The following is a 16208-nucleotide window of genomic DNA, read 5'->3' as shown; positions in this document are numbered from 1 at the left end:
CGCCGGGGAAGGCGGGCTCGAGCCCTGCGCGACTCGAGCCCGCTGCCACGTGCTCCCTGGCCTTCGGTCCCCACCCCTCCGAGGAGACCTCAGCCGTCGGCGGGACACGCGACGTTCCCGGCGTGCTCGACCGAGACGCCGGGGATGGTGTGGGCCTGCCGACACCGGGCCGCCGCTGCGGCGAGCACGGTGCGGAAGGCTGGGCGCCTTCGGTCGAACACCAGGGAAACGTACGGCGGCAGCCGGTCCCGGCGCATGCTCCGGAGTGCGTATCCCGAGATGTATCTATGCGGCCCCTGATGTGTAGACACAATATGTAGCAGGGCGTCTCAACTGCGGTTCTGCTCGATCACCCAGGTGGCCACCTGGGTGCGTGAGGAGAAGCCGAGCTTGGCCAGGATGTTGGCCACGTGCCGGGCCGCGGTCGCGGGACTGATCACCAGTTCGTCGGCGATGGCCTTGTTGCTCAGCCCCCTGGCGATCAGCCCGGCGATCTCCCACTCCCTGCCGGTGAGCGTGGTGAGCGGAGCCGCGGCCGGGTGCCTGCCTGTCATCATGGGCACGTCCGACTGCTCGTCGCCCTGCAGCGCGTAACGGACCGCCTGCTCCTGGGACATCTCCTGCCCGTGCGCCCAGAGCTGGGCGACCAGCGCCTCACCGAGCCGCATCCGGGCCGGCTGGAGCAGCTCCTCCATTCGCGCGCCGAAGCCGGAGGGGAGAACGGCACCGCTCATCGCGCTCCGGATCGCGGCGGAGGCCCCCGCCAGGCGCACCGCCCGGCGGTCGTCCTCCTCGGCCAGCGCGAGCTGCGCGAGTGTCTCGATCCGCCGGGCCACGCCGAGGCGCTGGCCCGTCCCCTGGCAGAGCCGCAGGCTCTCGATCAACCTGACACGCGCGGTGGCGAGGTCGCCCTGGGCCAGGGCGATCCGGCCCAGACCCGACAGGCAGGTGATGGCCTGCCAGTGCGCGGTGATGTCCTGGAGCAGGTCGAGGGCCTGTTCGTAGTAGGCGCGGGCCTCCGCCAGATCACCCCGCAGCCAGGCGACCTGGGCCAGGCCGATGAGCGCGACCGGGGCGGCCCAGTGGTTGTCCAGCTCGTGCGCGATGGCCAGGGCGGCCTCGAAGGAGCGCCGTGACTCCTTGGCCCGTCCCTCGGACAGGGCGAACGTCCCCTCCATGGAGCGGATCACCATCTCGTGCCACGGGTCGTCGACCCTGTGCACGGCCTCCAGCGCCTCGTCCAGGAAGGACCTGGCCCGCTCGGGCCGGCGCTGGTAGATGGCCACCCAGGCGAGGATGGCGAGCGCCCCGCTCAGCGGTCCGTGCAGGCCCGTCTTCCGGCACAGTTCGGCCGCGGCCGTGCAGGCGACCTGCGCGGTGCCGGGATCCCCCTGCCCGAAGGCCACCTGCCCGCGCAGCACGAGGGCGTTGGCCCGCACGCTCGGCGTCAGCTCCGCCATCTCCATCGCGAGGAGGCGGTCCAGCCACTCGTCCGCCGGGGTGAACCTGCCACTGGCGATGATCGGCCAGCGGAGCAGCACCAGCAGACTGAGCGCGCTCTCCGGATCGTCCGCCTCGGCCGACCAGCGCACTGCGGCCCACACGTTGGACTGCAGCTCGTCCAGCATGACCAGCATCGGGGAGATCTCCGCCCAGGTCGGACGGGGGCGCCGGACGATGGTCTGATGGATGCGCCCGGCGACCTCGATCATGTGGTCCCGGTGCCGCCGCCGCAGCGCGGCCTCCTCCCCGGAGGTGTCGAGCTGCTCGGCGGCGTACTGGCGGATCGTCTCCAGCATCCGGTAGCGCGTCTCGCCGGCGACCTCCGCGTCGGCCAGCACCAGCGACTTGTCGACCAGGTCGCAGAGCACGCTCAGGACGTCCTCGGCCCACAGCCCGTCGCCCGCGCACACCTGCTCGGCCATGTCCAGCGTCCATCCTCCGGTGAACGCCGCCAGCCTGCGCAGCAGGATCCGCTCGGGCTCCTTGAGCTGCTGGTAGCTCCAGTCGACGGTCGCCCGGAGCGTCTGATGCCTGGCCGGGGCCATCCGGTCACCGGCGGACAGCAGGCGGAAACGGTCTCTGAGCCGGGCGTGGATCTGCTCCACGGTCAGCACCCTGCACAGCGCGGCGGCCAGCTCGATGGCCAGGGGCATCCCGTCGAGCGCCTCGCACAGGCTCGCGATGTCGCCGGTGTTCTGGTCGGTGACGGCGAAGCCGCGCGAGGCGGCGGTGGCACGGTCGACGAAAAGGCGCACGGCCTCGCCGCCGGTGGGGTCGTGGGCGTCGGTCCGGGGCAGCGTGAGGGGCGGGACCCGCCACACGGTCTCCCCCGCCACCCGCAGCGGCTCCCGGCTGGTGGTGAGCACCCGCACCCGCGGGCAGACAGTGAGCACCGCCCGGCAGAAGCGGGCCGACTCGTCGATGAGCGACTCGCAGTTGTCGATGATCAACAGCAGGTTCCGGTTGCCGAGCGCGTCGATCAGCGTGTCGGCCAGCGGGCGCGAGGGCTCGGCCTTCACCCCGAGCACGGCGGCGACCCGGGGGGCGATCAGATCGCCGCGTACGGTCTCCGCCAGCTCCACCAGCCAGACCCCACCGGGGAACTCCGCCGTCACCTGGGCGGCCACCCGGATCGCCAGCCTGCTCTTGCCGATGCCGCCCGCACCGCACAGGGTCACCAGCCTGGCGACGCCCAGCAACTCGACAAGCTCCTCCACGTCACCCTCACGGCCGACGAAGGCGTTGGGCTCAAGAGGAAGATTGCCACCGGTAAGGGCGGCACTGCCGGGAAGGGGCACGTGTGCGGTGTCCTGTGTCATCGGCTCTTTGGGGGGAGGTCGCGGGCTGGCCGTCACGGAAAGTGTGGCACCAATTACCGTGCCGTGCCCAGTCTTAGCCCCATTTCGCACGCCCGGATTACCCGGACCGCGTCCAACGCGTCGTCGCGACGGGCTCGCATGGGCGCCGGGGAGGCCGCCGCCCGCGGCTCCGCCGCGGCCCGCCCCCGAAGCCGGCCACTACCGGAACCCGCGACCGGCCCGGCGACGACGGGCAGGCGACCCGGGGCTCCACCGACCGCCGTGACCTTACGTGGTCAACCGATGGCAGATTGTCAGTGCCGCGGTTCACACTGCGTCCATGGCCGACACTCCCCCGAAACCCGCGTCTCCCACCACACCCAAGCAGGGCGCCTCTCCCGACCCCTCCCCCGCTGCCGAACTCGGCGAGCTCAGCCTCTCCGAGTGGCACGCCCATATAGGAAAGATGACCGGCATCGGCTTCCTGACCATCGCGCGCCGGCTGCCCGCCCTGGTGTCCCAGGCCATCCGGCTGGCGTGGCTGGCCAGTCCCCGTGACACCGTCATCACGATCGTCCTGAGCCTGCTCGCCGGTGTGTTCACCGCGTTCGGGCTGCTGGCCACCACCGGCGTCCTGTCGGCCCTGTTCGCGGCAGGACCGACCCCGGATCGGGTGGTGGCCGCCCTGCCCGCTCTGGTCCTGGTGGGTGCGGCCGGCACCCTGCGCACGCTGACGCAGGCGGGCGCGGGCTGGGCGCAGTCACGACTGGATCCCCAGGTGAGCCGGATCGCCGAGGAGCGGCTGTACGGGCTGACCAGCCAGGTCGGCCTGGCCGCCTTCGACGACCCCGACTTCCACGACGCGCTCCAGCGCGCCAGGTCGCGTGGAGTGGCCATGGCGGACGTGGTGGTCGGCACCACGGTCAACGTGCTGACGGCGATCATCGGGATCCTCGCCGCCGCGGGTGTGCTCGGGGTGCTCCACCCGGTGCTCGTGCCGTTGCTGGTGCTGGCGGTCCTGCCGGACGCGTGGGCCGCGATCCGCTCGGCGCGGATGCGCTACACCACGATGTACGCGCTGATCCCCGCCAGCCGCCGCAAGTGGATCATCGCGGAGCTGCTGGCGGAGCGTGAGGCGGCCGCGGAGGTGCGTTCGTTCACCATGCGGGGCTTCCTGATGCGGATGTACGACGCGGTGGCCACCGCCGAGCAGTCCATCCTGTTGAGCCTGGCGCGGCGGCAGACGTTCACGAAGATCGTGGGAGAGGGGCTCGGCGGGGTCGGGACGGCTCTGGTCTACGTCGCCCTCGGCCTGCTGCTCGCCCTGGGCGCGATGCCACTGGCCGTGGCGGGCACGGCGGTGCTGGCCATCCGGTCAGGTCAGACATATCTGGCCAATCTCATGTATGCCACCAACCGCCTCTACGAGGAAGGCCTCTACTTCACCGACTTCCTCGACTTCTGTGCCGACGCGGAGGGCCGGCTGCGGTCGGAATACCCCGGCCAGGCTCCGGAGACGTTCGAGCGGATCACCGCCGAGGATGTCGTCTTCACCTACCCCGGGTCCGGCACCCCCGCGCTCCAGGGGGTGTCGATCCGCATCGACCGGGGCGAGGTGATCGCCCTCGTCGGTGAGAACGGTTCGGGCAAGACGACACTGGCCAAGATCCTGTCCGGTCTCTACGGACCGGACAGCGGGAGCGTCCGGTGGGACGGAACCGATCTGGCCGACGTCGACCCCGACCGGCTCCGGCACCACATCGCGGTCATCGCCCAGGACCACACGCGCTGGCCGCTGACGGCCCGACACAACATCAGCATGGGCACCGACAAGGGGGAGGCGGCGCTGATCTCGGCAGCCGAGGTGGCGGGCGCCGACCAGGTCGTCGCCGAGCTGCCCCACGGCTACAGCACCCTGCTCGACCGGCGGTTCAAGGACGGTCAGGAGCTGTCCGGCGGCCAGTGGCAGCGGATCGCCGTCGCCCGTGGATTCCACCGGGACGCGCCGCTGCTGATCTGCGACGAGCCCACCGCCGCCCTCGACGCCCGTGCCGAGCACGCCCTCTTCGAGCGCATCCGGCGGCACGCCGACGGCCGCACCGTCCTGCTGATCACCCACCGGCTGGCCAGCGTCCGCTATGCCGATCGGATCTATGTCCTGGACCACGGCAAGGTCATCGAGGAGGGCACCCACGACCGGCTGATGGAGGTCGACGGCCTGTATGCAGACCTCTACGGCCTCCAGGCCGCCGCCTACTCGGCCTGAGCCCCGCCCCGACCGGAACGACCGTACGGCGGGCGCACCCGGCCCGAGCGTCCACGCACCATACAGGGCAGGTGCCTACCCGGCCCGCGTACCCACACCCCATACGGCCCCGCGGCCGGCGGAGCACGCCGTACGGTCCCGTCAGCCGGCGTCTCCCAGCAGGGCGCGCATGACGGCCCTCCCCACGGGGGCAGCCACCTGGCCGCCCGCTCCGCCGCCCTCCACGAGGACCCCCACGGCCACCCGGGGGTCGGCGGCCGGGGCGAAGCCGGTGAAGACCGCGTGGTCGCGCCCGGAGGCGGTGCTCTCCGCGGTGCCGGTCTTGGCCGCGACATCGATGCCGGGGAGGGTGGCGGCCTCGCCGGTGCCGCCGGGCCGGGTGACGGTGACCATCATCGTGGTGAGGCGGTTGGCCTCGCTCTCGTCGAGTGTCCGGCGATAGCGCGACGGCTCGGTGTCGCTGACCACCGTGCCGTCGGCGAGGCGGGTCTCCGCCACGAGGTAGGGACGCATCAGCACGCCGTCGTTGGCGATCGCCGCCGACATCATCGCGATCATGAGCGGGGTGACCCGGTCGTCGAACTGCCCGATCGCCGACATCGCGGTCTGCGCCCGGTCCATTCCCCGCGGATAGACGCTCCTGGCCACGGGCATGGGGACGGTGAGGTCGCCGTCGTTGAATCCGAACGCCTCGGCCTGCTCGCGCAGCGCGTCCTGGCCGAGGTCGATGCCGATCTTCGCGAACGGGGTGTTGCACGAGACCTTGAAGGCGTAGGCCAGCGGCGGGTTGCCGTCGCCGCAGGTCGCTCCGCCGGAGTTGCGCAGGTAGGTGTCGGTGCCGGGGAGCCGGAGCTCGGGCGGTGCGCCGACCTTGACGGTCGGGGTGTACTTCCCCGAGCTGAGCGCGGCCGCGCTGGTGACGACCTTGAAGGTGGAGCCCGGTGGGTAGTTCTGCTGGAGCGCCCGGTTCAGCAGCGGATCGGCCGGATCGCCTCGCAGTCGCCGGTCCGCCCTGTCCAGCCGGGTGCCGTCGAAGGTGGTGTAGACGTTCGGGTCGTAGGTGGGGAAGGACGCCATCGCCAGGATCGCGCCGGTGGCGGGGTCGATCGCGACGGCGGCCCCGGGCCTGCCGGTGGCGCGCAGCGCCTCGTAGGCGGCCCGCTGCGCCCGGCTGTCGAGGGTGAGTTCGAGCGTGGCCCCGCCCTCGATACCGTTCACCAGCGAACGGACCTTCACCGGGGGGTCGTCTCCGGACAGCGCGGCGTCCTCGGCCTCCTCGACGCCGGTCTGGCCGTACAGCGAGACATAGCCGGTCACCGCGGCGTAGAGCGGGCCCTGGGGGTAGGTCCTCCGGTATCTGAACCGGCCGTCGTCGTTCCTGAGGCTGGCCGCGATGAGGGTGCCGTCGCCGAGCACGATCTCGCCTCTGGGGCCGTCGAATCGCGCCATCATGATCCGGTGGTTGCGCGGGTTCTCGTTGAGCCGATCGACCTGGAACACCTGGATGTAGGTCACCTTGGCGAGGAGGGCGAACAGCATGACACCGCAGATCACGGCGGTGCGCCGGAGGGGGATGTTGATCCGGCGCGCCCGTGGTGCGGCGGCCATGAGCCCCTCCCCGATCCCGCTGCCGGTCACTGGCCTACCGGTCTAACAGCCGGACCGGAAAGGGGGGGCCGCCCGGGGGCAAAGCGGTCGTGCGGTTTCTAGCCGGCCACCGTACGGTAGTACCCGATCTTTTTCTGGATCGCCGTCTGCTGTTCGCGCAGGTTGTCCACCTGGGCCTGCACCCGCCGGTCATGGGCTTCGAGCAGGGCGATCCGGTCCCGGATCGTGTGGTCGCCGGCCCGGACCAGCTCGGCGAAGCGGAGCATCTCCGCGATCGGCATCCCGGTGTCGCGCAGGCAGCGGATCGTGCCGAGCCAGCCGACGTCGTCCTGGGTGAACCTGCGCTGCCCGGCCGCGTTGCGGCCGACCCGCTCCAGCAACCCGATCCGCTCGTAGTAGCGCAGGGTGTCAAGACTGAAGCCGGTCTCCTCGGCCACCTGCCCCGGTGTGTACACGCTCACGTCCGGCAGCATCCCACCTGGAGCCCACTCCAGGTCAAGCGAAATATCAGCACTTGACCTGGAGTGAGCTCCAGCCTGCAGGGTGATGCCCATGACACGACTTCCGCTGGCACTGGGCACCATTCCGTTCGGCACCGTCCTGGACGACAGGGCGACCTTCGCGATCCTCGACCGGTTCGCCGACGCCGGAGGCTCCCTGCTGGACACCGCGAACAACTATCCCTTCTGGAAAGACGGCGCCACCGGCGACGAGAGCGAGCTGGCCATCGGCCGGTGGCTGGCCGCCCGGGGCAACCGCGACCGGGTCGTGCTGAGCACCAAGTGCGGCGCCCGGCCGACGGTCCCCGGCGACCGGACACTGGGCTCCGCCGAAGGGCTGTCCGCCGCCGCGATCGGCCTGGCCGCCGAGGGCAGCCTGCGGAGGCTGGGGACCGACCACATCGACGTGTACTGGGCCCACATCGAGGACCGGTCGGTCCCCCTGGAGGAGACCCTCGGCGCGTTCGCCGAGCTGGCCGGTGCGGGCAAGGTGCGCGAGATCGGGGCGAGCAACATCGCAACCTGGCGCCTGGAGCGCGCCCGCGCCCTGTCCAGGGCCAACGGCTGGCCCGCCTACACCAACGTGCAGCTCCGGCACACCTACCTGCGGCCCCGGCCGGGAGCACGGCCGGCAGAAGGAGGCCATGTCCTCGTGCAGGACGAGACGATCGACTACCTGCGCTCCGAGTCCGGCATCACCCTGTGGGCCTACAACACGCTCATGTCCGGGGCCTACACCCGGCGTGACCGGCCGATCCCGGAGATCTACGATCACCCCGGCACCACCCGCGGGCTCGCCGTACTGCGCGAGGTGGCCGGTGAGCTGGGGGTGACCGTCAACCAGGTGGTGCTGGCCTGGCTGACCGGCGGTGACCACCCGGTCGTCCCGATCGTCGGGGTGAGCTCCCTCGCCCAGCTGGAGGAGGCCTTGGGCGCCGTGGACCTCAAGCTCGACGAGGAGCTCCGCACCCGTCTGGACTCCGTCCGATGACGTCGGCCGGGTAGCCGGCGGACCGGGCGTCAGCTCTGAGGGAGGTGATCGGAGAGGTAGCGGCGGACCAGGTGCTTGCACTCGGCGATCAGCTCGGGGTCCCCGTCGGGCCGGGCACGGAAGGCGAGCTTGAGCACGGCGTCGGCCGCCTCGACCGCGACGACCAGCGCCCGGTCCAGGGCGGGGCCGATCGGGGCGCCGAGCAGTTCGATGGTGATCGCGCGGAGCCGGTCGGCCACGATGGCGTTGTTCTCCAGCGCGGCGTCGAGCATCCGCTCGGTCCCCTTGAGCGCCGGACCGCCCGGCGAGGTGAGCACCTCACCGAAGTCGACGACGGCGAACCCCGGGGTGGTCCGCTTCATGGCGACGAACTCGTTGATCGACAGGTCCACCACCTCGGTCCAGTCCGAGAGCCGTACGGCCGAGAGCCGGGTGGTGACCCGGCCGAGGAAGGCCTCCAGGTTGCGCAGTGCCAGGGCGCGTACCAGCCCCTGCTTGTCGGGGAAGAACTGGTAGAAGGTGCCGATCGGCACCTGTGCGCGCCGCGCGACCTCCTTGGTGGTCAGCGCCTCGTATCCCACCTCGTCCAGCAGCCCCGCGCACTCGTCCAGCATGCGCTCGACCCGCTCCAGGCTCCGTCGCTGGGCGGGGCGGCGGCGGAGCGTCCCCCCGGAAACGTTCGTCATCGCTCCATCATCGCCTACGCGGCTCCGCCGAAGATTAACATGAGCTGTACTCATACCATTGGGAGGTCACATGTTCCTCTGGGGTACGGCCACCGCGTCCTACCAGATCGAGGGCGCCGTCACCGCCGACGGCCGGGGCGTCTCGATCTGGGACACCTTCACCCGCGAGCCCGGCCGGGTCCGGGACGGGCACACCGGCGACGTGGCCTGCGACCACTACCGCCGCTGGCCCGAGGACGTCGCGCTGATGGCCGGGCTCGGGGTGACCTCCTACCGCTTCTCCATCGCCTGGCCCCGCGTCCAGCCCGACGGCGGCGGCCGGGTCAACCAGGCGGGCCTGGACTTCTACGACCGGCTGACGGACGCGCTGTGCGAGCGGGGCATCGTCCCGGCGGCCACCCTGTTCCACTGGGACCTGCCCCAGCCCTTGGAGGACGCGGGCGGCTGGCTGAACCGCGACACCTCCTACCGGTTCGCCGAGTACGCCGCCGTGCTGGCCGACCGGCTGGCCGACCGGATCCCCATGTGGATCACCTTGAACGAGCCCTTCGTGCACATGGTCTTCGGTTACGCCCTGGGCAGCCACGCGCCGGGACGGGCTCTGCTCCTGGACGCCCTCCCCGTGGCCCACCACCAGTTGCTCGGGCACGGCCTCGCCGCGGCGGCCCTGCGCGAGCGGGGTGCGGAGAAGGTCCTGATCACCAACAACTGCACGCCCGTCTGGCCGGCCTCCGCCGACCCCGCCGACCTGGCCGCCGCCGACGCCTACGACACCCTGCACAACCGCCTGTTCAACGATCCCGTGCTCCTTGGGAAATACCCTGATTTATCGGCTTATGGGGTAGGTCTGGACTGCGTCCGGGACGGTGACCTCGAACTGATCGGCAGCCGCCTCGACGGTCTCGGCGTCAACTACTACAACCCCACCCGGATCGCCGCCCCCACCGCCGAGGGCCTCCCCTTCACCGACACCGGGATCACCGGCCACCCCACCACCGCCTTCGGCTGGCCGGTCGTCCCCGACGGCCTGCGCGAGCTCCTCACCGGCCTGAAGGCCCGGTACGGCGACGCCCTCCCACCCGTCTACGTCACCGAGAACGGCTGCTCCCAGCCCGACGTGCCCGGTCCGGACGGAGTGGTCGACGACCAGGACCGCATCGCCTATCTCGACGGGCACATCGGAGCCGTCGAGCGGGCCCGGGCCGAGGGCGTGGACGTGCGCGGCTACTACGTCTGGTCCCTGCTGGACAACTTCGAGTGGGCCGAGGGCTACCACCAGCGCTTCGGCCTCGTCCACGTCGACTTCGCCACCGGGGAACGCACCCCGAAGGCCTCCTACCACTGGCTCGCGGAGCAGATCGCGGAACGCGGCGGAACCCGGTAGGGCGGACATGGAACCCGGTCGGACCGGCGTGGAGCACGGCGAGACCCGGTCCGGTCGGCACGGAACGTGGCAGAACCCGGTCGGACGGCGCGGAGCACGGCGAGACCCGGTCGGACCGGCCTCGGCGGGCGTCGCGCGCTCAGCCGTTGAAGGTGTCGGGATCCGGGCCAGTGCGGTGGCCCTCGTCCAGCCGGGCGATCGCCGCCATGTCGTCCTCGGTGAGGGCGAAGTCGAAGACGTCGATGTTCTCCTTGATCCGTGCGGGGGTGACCGACTTGGGGATCACCACGTTTCCGAGCTGGACGTGCCAGCGCAGGACGACCTGGGCCGGGCTCTTGCCGTACCGGTCGGCGATGCCGGTGATCAGCGGGTCCTTGAGCGAGGCCCCCTGGGCCAGCGGGCTCCACGCCTCGGTGACGATGCCGTGCCGGGCGTGGAAGTCGCGCAGCTCGGCCTGCTGCAGGCCCGGGTGGAGCTCGATCTGGTTGACCGCCGGGACGACACCGCCCTCATCGAGGAGACGCGTCAGGTGGGCGGGCTGGAAGTTGGACACGCCGATGGCCCGGACCCGGCCGTCGACCAGCAGTTTCTCCATCGCCTTCCAGGTCTCGACGTACAGGTCCCTGGCCGGTGTGGGCCAGTGGATGAGATACAGGTCGAGCTGGTCCAGGCCCAGCTTGGCGAGGCTCGTGTCGAAGGCGGCCAGAGTGGAGTCGTAGCCCTGGTCGCTGTTCCACAGCTTGGTGGTGACGAACAACTCCTCGCGGGGCAGGCCGGAGGCGGCCAGCGCCTGGCCCACGGCACGCTCGTTGCCGTAGGCCGCGGCGGTGTCGACGCTCCGGTAACCGGCTTCGAGTGCGGTGGTCACCGCCTGGGCGGTCTCCTCCTCGGGCACCTGGAACACCCCGAAACCGAGCTGCGGCATCGGGACACCGTTGTTCAGGGTGATCATCTGCAGTCCTCCGTTCCGGGCGGCGCCCGCGGACAGCGACCCGTTCAACGGTTGCGGGCGCCCACCAGTGGCGCGTACCGCACTGAGAGTGCCCCGACATGGCGTGGACTACCACCCGCCACAGCACTCCGATAGCCAAATATCAGGAAATTTCATTACATGATCAGGCACAACGGCGTACGGTACGACCGCCTGGAGCTGCCGGAACCGGGCCCCGCGCCGACGCGGGACCGGTGACCCGATCCGGATGCACCGCAGTCCCCCATCAGACCGGGGCGACCATCATGAGAGCAGTCGGGTGGACCCCCGACACCCGCACCGCCCGGTGTGCAATGACCGTTCAGTCCGGAGTTTGTCAGCTTGGGCGCTTACGCCGACGAGGCGGCTTGGCGAGATCACGACAGCGAATCACCAGATCATCTATTTCCGGCAGGTTCGGGTCCGCGCCACCGTCGTCACAACAGGCGGGTTTGGTACGTTCACCCACCGGTGGTGCGTTCAGCCCGCATACCTCCCACAGCGAGGTGTAGACATCGTGCGTCCGGTTGCGCTCATCATGAGGTCCCAGCATCAGAACCCATGCATGACCCGGCTCTTTGAAGGCGACCACAACGCGCATGGCGTCTCTCAAATGCTTGACGCACAGCCGGCTCACCGGGAGTTCCCCCGTGAGCCGATATCCAAGGGCCGCACAACCCCGCGCTTCCAAATCACCGACAAAGGCGACGAACGACCTGAGATCCGCCCCGCGCAAGGTCTCAGCGTGCTTCTCCGCGAGAACCGAGAGGTAGACCTCAGTCTTCACTGGCAGTCAGCTCCGAATTCTTGGAACTCCACTCCGCCCTGATCTCCCGCCACGGACGGCCCTCGCCCTGTTCCATCTGCCGAACACCGTCGGTCAGCTGATCGTTCTCCAGAAGCTCTCGGTCCTGCAGGCGCTGCCAGACCGCCTCGACCAGATTCCGGGTGCGGCCGGCCCGGCGTAGATCCTGGACGAGTGTTGCCACGGTATACAGACGCTCGGCTTCAAGCATCAGGCGGGGTCTTCCCCTGACCGGAACGAGCAGCCCTTCCTTGGCCCACGCGCGAACCGTCTTCTCGTCAACACCGAGAATCTTCGACGCGATCGTCGCCCGCACCGGCTCGGCGTGAGCGAGCAGATCCTGGACGACCTCCCGGACCGTGTCACGAGTGCCGGTCTCATGAGTCCTGGCAGCCACCCCGTCCAGCCGTTGTGCCTGCTCGAACAAGACCAGCGCCGCCCGCTCCTCGATCTCTTTCCTACGAGGAGCCTGCGCCGTGCCACCCGTCTCATGATCACTTTTCAGCGGGAGCGTCCGATGCTTTCGCTTCTTAGCCGCTCCCGGCGAAGACTTCCGGGGTCTGACATCAGTCATGAGGCTGGTTCTCCTTCCCCCTTTCATACTACTCCCTGTTTCAGGCCCAAAATCGGGAGTCAAGCTTTGATCTTTTGGCAAGACGGGTCGCCTGGCTTGACGTTGGTGCCGACCAGTGCATCATGTCCGCTTTTTGCGCGACATGGCCTTTTTTTCTGTACGTCATAGATCTGTTCCAGTAAGCTCCGTGATCAACCGGTTCCGTGGACGAGGGGTGTCGAGGCGTCCTGCGGGTCACCGGAAGGGGGCGAGGCGAGCCCGTACAGCTGCGCTCACCTCGGACGGTCGTGTGGAGGTGCACTGTGGCGGAGCCTCAAAAGGATCATGCCGAAGACAGCAGCTGGCTGGCGTCATGGCCGGGACTCGATCCCAAGCCGGACGAGATCGAGCACGAGCCCATCAAGCTCAGGAACCTCGCGATAGAGCTCCAGACCATGCTGACCCGCCTGCAGGGGAGCGAGACCGGTTCCCTCAGCGACGTGACCATGCGTACCACCGTCATGCCGTTGCCCACCGTGACCGAGGACTGGCCGGCGGGCAAGTTCCTCTTCGAGACCCTGGAGAACGGAAACAAGGAGTTCACCAAGGTGTACCAGGAGATCATCGACAAGCTCACGGCCGCCATCGCGCTGGTTCAGGCCGGGGCGGGCATCTATGACGGCGTCGGTCTCGCCAACGGCGGCAAAGAGCAGGTCTAGGCCCGTTGGAGGGGTGCCGACATGGATATTTCCAAAACGACGCATTTCATCAAGACCTCCTGCGTCGACTTCACCGTCAGGGGCAAACAGCCCGTGGCCAGGGTCAGGCAGATCGTTGAGGGCCTGGACGGCCATGCGGTCGAGAAGGCGGGAACCGCCTACCTGGACGCGTGCTCCCTGCTGGCCGAGTGCCGGAACGTGATCGAGGACGTCAGCAAGGCCATGGCCGAGTCCTGGGGGGACAAGGCCTCGGTCGAGGCCCAGACCGCGCTGCGGTACATCCACGCGACGGTCCGGGAGCTTTCCGGCAAGGGCAATGAGATGGGACGGCCCCTCGAGTCGCTCGGCAAGGTCATCCACGAGTACAAGAACACCGGCGACTCCTTCTGGGTCGACTCGTGGAATAACGGCGGTACCACCATGGACAACGACATAGTGGGCTGGTACGCCACCAAGAACCACGGCAAGGAGTGGGGAACGGAGAACGGGCTCGCGAAGCAACATCTCGAGGAGCTGACCGCAGAGGTCAAGAAGTGGACCGACCTGCTCCCCGACTCGCTGCGTAAGGAACTGCCCAAGATCGAGACGCCGACCGCCCCCGACTCCGACTACAAGACGCTGAAATACCCCACCGACGGCAACCCCTACAGCGGAAACAATCCCTACAGCGGGAACAACCCTTACGGCGGGAACGATCCTTACGGCGGGAACAACCCCTACGGCAGCGGGAACGCGTCCGATCCGAACGGGCCGGGCAGCATATCCGCGGGCGGCTACCCGACCGGGAACGGAAGCTCGGGTCCCTCCGGACAGCTTCCCTCCGGACAGGAGTATCCGGACGGAACGCAGGGGCCCAACGGATCGGGTGCGGCCGGCATCGATCCCAACGGGGGCGTGACCGATCCCTCCAAGGGCTTGACGGACCCCACCGCGGGCTTGACGGACCCCACGAAGGGCCTGACCGACCCGTCTGGAGGCGCGAACGACCTCGGCAAGGGGCTCGACGCCAACGACTCGCGGTCCACCGACCTCGCCGCGTTCAACCAGCCCACCCTGCCGGACAGCACGGCCAACCCGTATCAGAACGCCTCCACATCGAACCCCTACAACGCTTCCACCACCACCACGACGCCGTCCACGAGTTCCCCCACCACCTCGGGCAGCGGAACCAGCAGTGGAATCGGCGGCAGCGGCGGGCTGGTCAATCCCGCCGCCGCGCGAGCCGGGGCGGTGAACGGCATGAACGGCATGCCGATGATGCCCATGGGCGGAATGGGCGGCGGTGCGGGCCAGGAAGGGCAACCGAGGGAGACTCAGACCTGGCTGCACCAGGACGATGACGTGTGGTCCAGCGACGAGACAGGCGTCGTCAGCGACAAGATCGGATAGCACGCGCCGCCGGGCCGCCTATGAACGATCTTCTGCACTGCCGCGGCACCGATGCCCCTGGGTTTGCGAAGCCGGACGTCGATGTTCTCGAACGGCAACGTATCGACGTGCCGCCCGTGGAGCCCGCGCAGGGCGGTGACGGTCGGCCGCGCCGGTCGCGTACCTCCGGCGCGCCGGAGGTACGCTTCACGGTCCGGTCGTCGAGCGAGGGCTCATGAGGGGGCGTCAGGCGTCGAACCCTCATCCGCTCGAGCGTGATCGGCCCCGGCCCCGGCGCCGACGGCGGTTCCGGCCGGAACGGCGGCCGGCTGCTCCGATGCGGCGAGACGGTCGCGCCGCGGCCCGGCGAACCGCCGCATGATCGGGCGCTCGACCAGGGTGAACAGCATCCAGGAGAGCGCGAGCGTGAGGGCGAACAGCAGGACGACCACGCCCAGCGCGACCGGGGTCGACAGGCCTCGGCTCCCGCCCAGCCACTGGCGGCCGTACGTCAGCACCAACTGGTGCCACAGGTAGAGGGCGAAGGAGATCTCGCCGAGCCGGACCGCGACGCGTCCGGCCAGGCTGGTCGGCGGGTGGGGCCGGGCGGCGGCCGCGCCCGCCGCGATGACGAGGCCCAACGGCACCACCATGACGGCCGTCAGGGTGTAGACCCATGGGAACAGCGGCGCGAGCGCGTACGCCGCCACGGCCAGCGCGACCGAACCGCCGAGGTCCAGCGGCAGCCGCCGGCGGGTCATGACGATCCGCGCCAGAATCATCCCGAAGACGAAATCCAGCATCCGCACCGGCGGGAACTGGTAGATGAACCAGAAGTCGTAGGACGAGTTGGTCCCCATCGGAAGGAACGGCTCCCGCGGCAGCAGGCTCGACACCGCCGGGACAAGGAAGATCACAACGGCCACGCCGGCTGCCCATGCCCACAGCCGGTCGGGCCGGATCGCGCGGATCGGCCGGATCAGCAGAGGGAACGCGAGGTAGAACAGCATCTCGCAGGAGAGTGACCACGCGACGCCATTGAGGCTGGCCCGGATCTCGAGCTGGGGGAACCACGACTGCACCAGGAGCAGGTTGAGCAGCGCGTGCCCGCCGTCGACATGGACCCCCGCCGCCCAGGTCAGCAGCACGAAGGCGACGACCAGGGTGACCAGGTGATTGGGGTAGATCTTGAAGAAGCGCCGCCGCCAGAACCGGCGGGCCGGGCGCCCCGGGCGGTCCGACCAGGTGAGGACGAAGCCGCTGAGCACGAAGAAGAAACCGACACCCGTCCAGCCGGCCTGGGTGAAGACGGAAAGGAGGGTCTGCTGAGCGCCCTGGTCCGCGAAGAACTGCTGCATGGCGACGTGGAAGACGAAGACCATTGCCGCAGCGACGAAGCGCATCGTGGTCAGCGTCGGCAATTGTCGCGGTAGGGGCGGTGGGGAAGGCGGCGCTCCGGGAGGCTCATCGAAGGTTTTGGCCCTTACGATCATCAGAAGGCTCCTTACTTCATCCTGATCGTTATCGGAATCGTTCGGCCGACGGTCTCGCGGCCAT

Annotated in this window: 15 protein-coding genes; 5 read left to right on the top strand and 10 right to left on the bottom strand. The window is 69.6% G+C overall.

Annotated features, from left to right (window positions below):
• Positions 1 to 89: 89 nt before the first annotated feature.
• Together OHA77_RS28595 and OHA77_RS28590 are read right to left on the bottom strand one after the other, a co-directional pair.
• Positions 90 to 221, bottom strand: a complete 132-nt coding sequence (locus OHA77_RS28595; protein ID WP_326825106.1) for a hypothetical protein — start codon at positions 219 to 221, stop codon at positions 90 to 92.
• Between the two features lie 108 nt (positions 222 to 329).
• The gene (locus tag OHA77_RS28590; protein WP_406312496.1) at positions 330 to 2822 is read right to left on the bottom strand and encodes an ATP-binding protein; all 2493 of its coding nucleotides are present in this window, start codon (positions 2820 to 2822) and stop codon (positions 330 to 332) included.
• Positions 2823 to 3141: 319 nt separating this feature from the next.
• On the opposite strand from OHA77_RS28590, the gene OHA77_RS28585 reads away from it, so the two are divergent.
• Positions 3142 to 5067: an ABC transporter ATP-binding protein gene (locus OHA77_RS28585; protein WP_406312495.1), complete on the top strand. Its 1926-nt coding sequence runs from the start codon at positions 3142 to 3144 to the stop codon at positions 5065 to 5067.
• A 141-nt stretch (positions 5068 to 5208) separates the two neighbouring features.
• Here the strand turns inward: OHA77_RS28585 and OHA77_RS28580 are convergent, their stop codons facing one another.
• Complete coding sequence (locus tag OHA77_RS28580) at positions 5209 to 6675, bottom strand: peptidoglycan D,D-transpeptidase FtsI family protein (protein WP_406312493.1); 1467 nt, start codon at positions 6673 to 6675, stop codon at positions 5209 to 5211.
• Between the two features lie 98 nt (positions 6676 to 6773).
• Positions 6774 to 7148 carry a MerR family transcriptional regulator gene (locus OHA77_RS28575; protein ID WP_326825110.1) on the bottom strand — a complete coding sequence of 125 codons (375 nt, stop codon included), beginning with the start codon at positions 7146 to 7148 and terminating at the stop codon, positions 6774 to 6776.
• 79 nt (positions 7149 to 7227) lie between these two features.
• Here OHA77_RS28575 and OHA77_RS28570 point away from each other — a divergent pair, with 79 nt between their 5' ends.
• Entirely contained in the window at positions 7228 to 8166 is a 939-nt protein-coding gene (locus OHA77_RS28570; RefSeq protein WP_406312492.1) for an aldo/keto reductase, read from the top strand.
• Between the two features lie 29 nt (positions 8167 to 8195).
• Here OHA77_RS28570 and OHA77_RS28565 read toward each other — a convergent pair whose 3' ends face one another.
• Positions 8196 to 8852: a TetR family transcriptional regulator gene (locus tag OHA77_RS28565; RefSeq protein ID WP_326825112.1), complete on the bottom strand. Its 657-nt coding sequence runs from the start codon at positions 8850 to 8852 to the stop codon at positions 8196 to 8198.
• A 70-nt stretch (positions 8853 to 8922) separates the two neighbouring features.
• Between OHA77_RS28565 and OHA77_RS28560 the strand changes: the two genes are divergently transcribed.
• Positions 8923 to 10236, top strand: a complete 1314-nt coding sequence (locus OHA77_RS28560) for a GH1 family beta-glucosidase (protein WP_406312491.1) — start codon at positions 8923 to 8925, stop codon at positions 10234 to 10236.
• 139 nt (positions 10237 to 10375) lie between these two features.
• On the opposite strand, the gene OHA77_RS28555 is transcribed toward OHA77_RS28560, so the two are convergent.
• The 3 genes from OHA77_RS28555 to OHA77_RS28545 all read right to left on the bottom strand — a co-directional run bounded on the left by OHA77_RS28555 (position 10376) and on the right by OHA77_RS28545 (position 12612).
• The gene (locus OHA77_RS28555) at positions 10376 to 11188 is read right to left on the bottom strand and encodes an aldo/keto reductase (RefSeq protein WP_406312490.1); all 813 of its coding nucleotides are present in this window, start codon (positions 11186 to 11188) and stop codon (positions 10376 to 10378) included.
• A 355-nt stretch (positions 11189 to 11543) separates the two neighbouring features.
• Entirely contained in the window at positions 11544 to 11993 is a 450-nt protein-coding gene (locus OHA77_RS28550; RefSeq protein ID WP_406312489.1) for a hypothetical protein, read from the bottom strand.
• A complete protein-coding gene (locus OHA77_RS28545) occupies positions 11983 to 12612 on the bottom strand; it encodes a MerR family transcriptional regulator (protein ID WP_406312488.1) in 630 nt (209 codons plus the stop codon). The genes OHA77_RS28550 and OHA77_RS28545 overlap by 11 nt, the downstream gene beginning before the upstream one ends.
• 275 nt (positions 12613 to 12887) lie before the next feature.
• Between OHA77_RS28545 and OHA77_RS28540 the strand changes: the two genes are divergently transcribed.
• Positions 12888 to 13283: a hypothetical protein gene (locus OHA77_RS28540; RefSeq protein WP_406312487.1), complete on the top strand. Its 396-nt coding sequence runs from the start codon at positions 12888 to 12890 to the stop codon at positions 13281 to 13283.
• Between the two features lie 21 nt (positions 13284 to 13304).
• Positions 13305 to 14672 carry a hypothetical protein gene (locus tag OHA77_RS28535; protein ID WP_406312486.1) on the top strand — a complete coding sequence of 456 codons (1368 nt, stop codon included), beginning with the start codon at positions 13305 to 13307 and terminating at the stop codon, positions 14670 to 14672.
• On the opposite strand, the gene OHA77_RS28530 is transcribed toward OHA77_RS28535, so the two are convergent.
• Together OHA77_RS28530 and OHA77_RS28525 are read right to left on the bottom strand one after the other, a co-directional pair.
• Positions 14597 to 14770: an arylamine N-acetyltransferase gene (locus tag OHA77_RS28530; RefSeq protein WP_406312485.1), complete on the bottom strand. Its 174-nt coding sequence runs from the start codon at positions 14768 to 14770 to the stop codon at positions 14597 to 14599. The two genes, OHA77_RS28535 and OHA77_RS28530, sit on opposite strands and share 76 nt — an antisense overlap.
• Positions 14771 to 14884: 114 nt before the next feature.
• The gene (locus tag OHA77_RS28525; RefSeq protein ID WP_406312484.1) at positions 14885 to 16054 is read right to left on the bottom strand and encodes an acyltransferase family protein; all 1170 of its coding nucleotides are present in this window, start codon (positions 16052 to 16054) and stop codon (positions 14885 to 14887) included.
• Positions 16055 to 16208 lie beyond the last annotated feature (154 nt).

This window comes from Streptosporangium sp. NBC_01639, from assembly GCF_045209755.1.
Lineage (GTDB): Bacteria > Actinomycetota > Actinomycetes > Streptosporangiales > Streptosporangiaceae > Streptosporangium.
The sequence above is the reverse complement of the archived record's forward strand: the minus strand, read 5'-3'. Positions and strand labels throughout refer to the sequence as shown.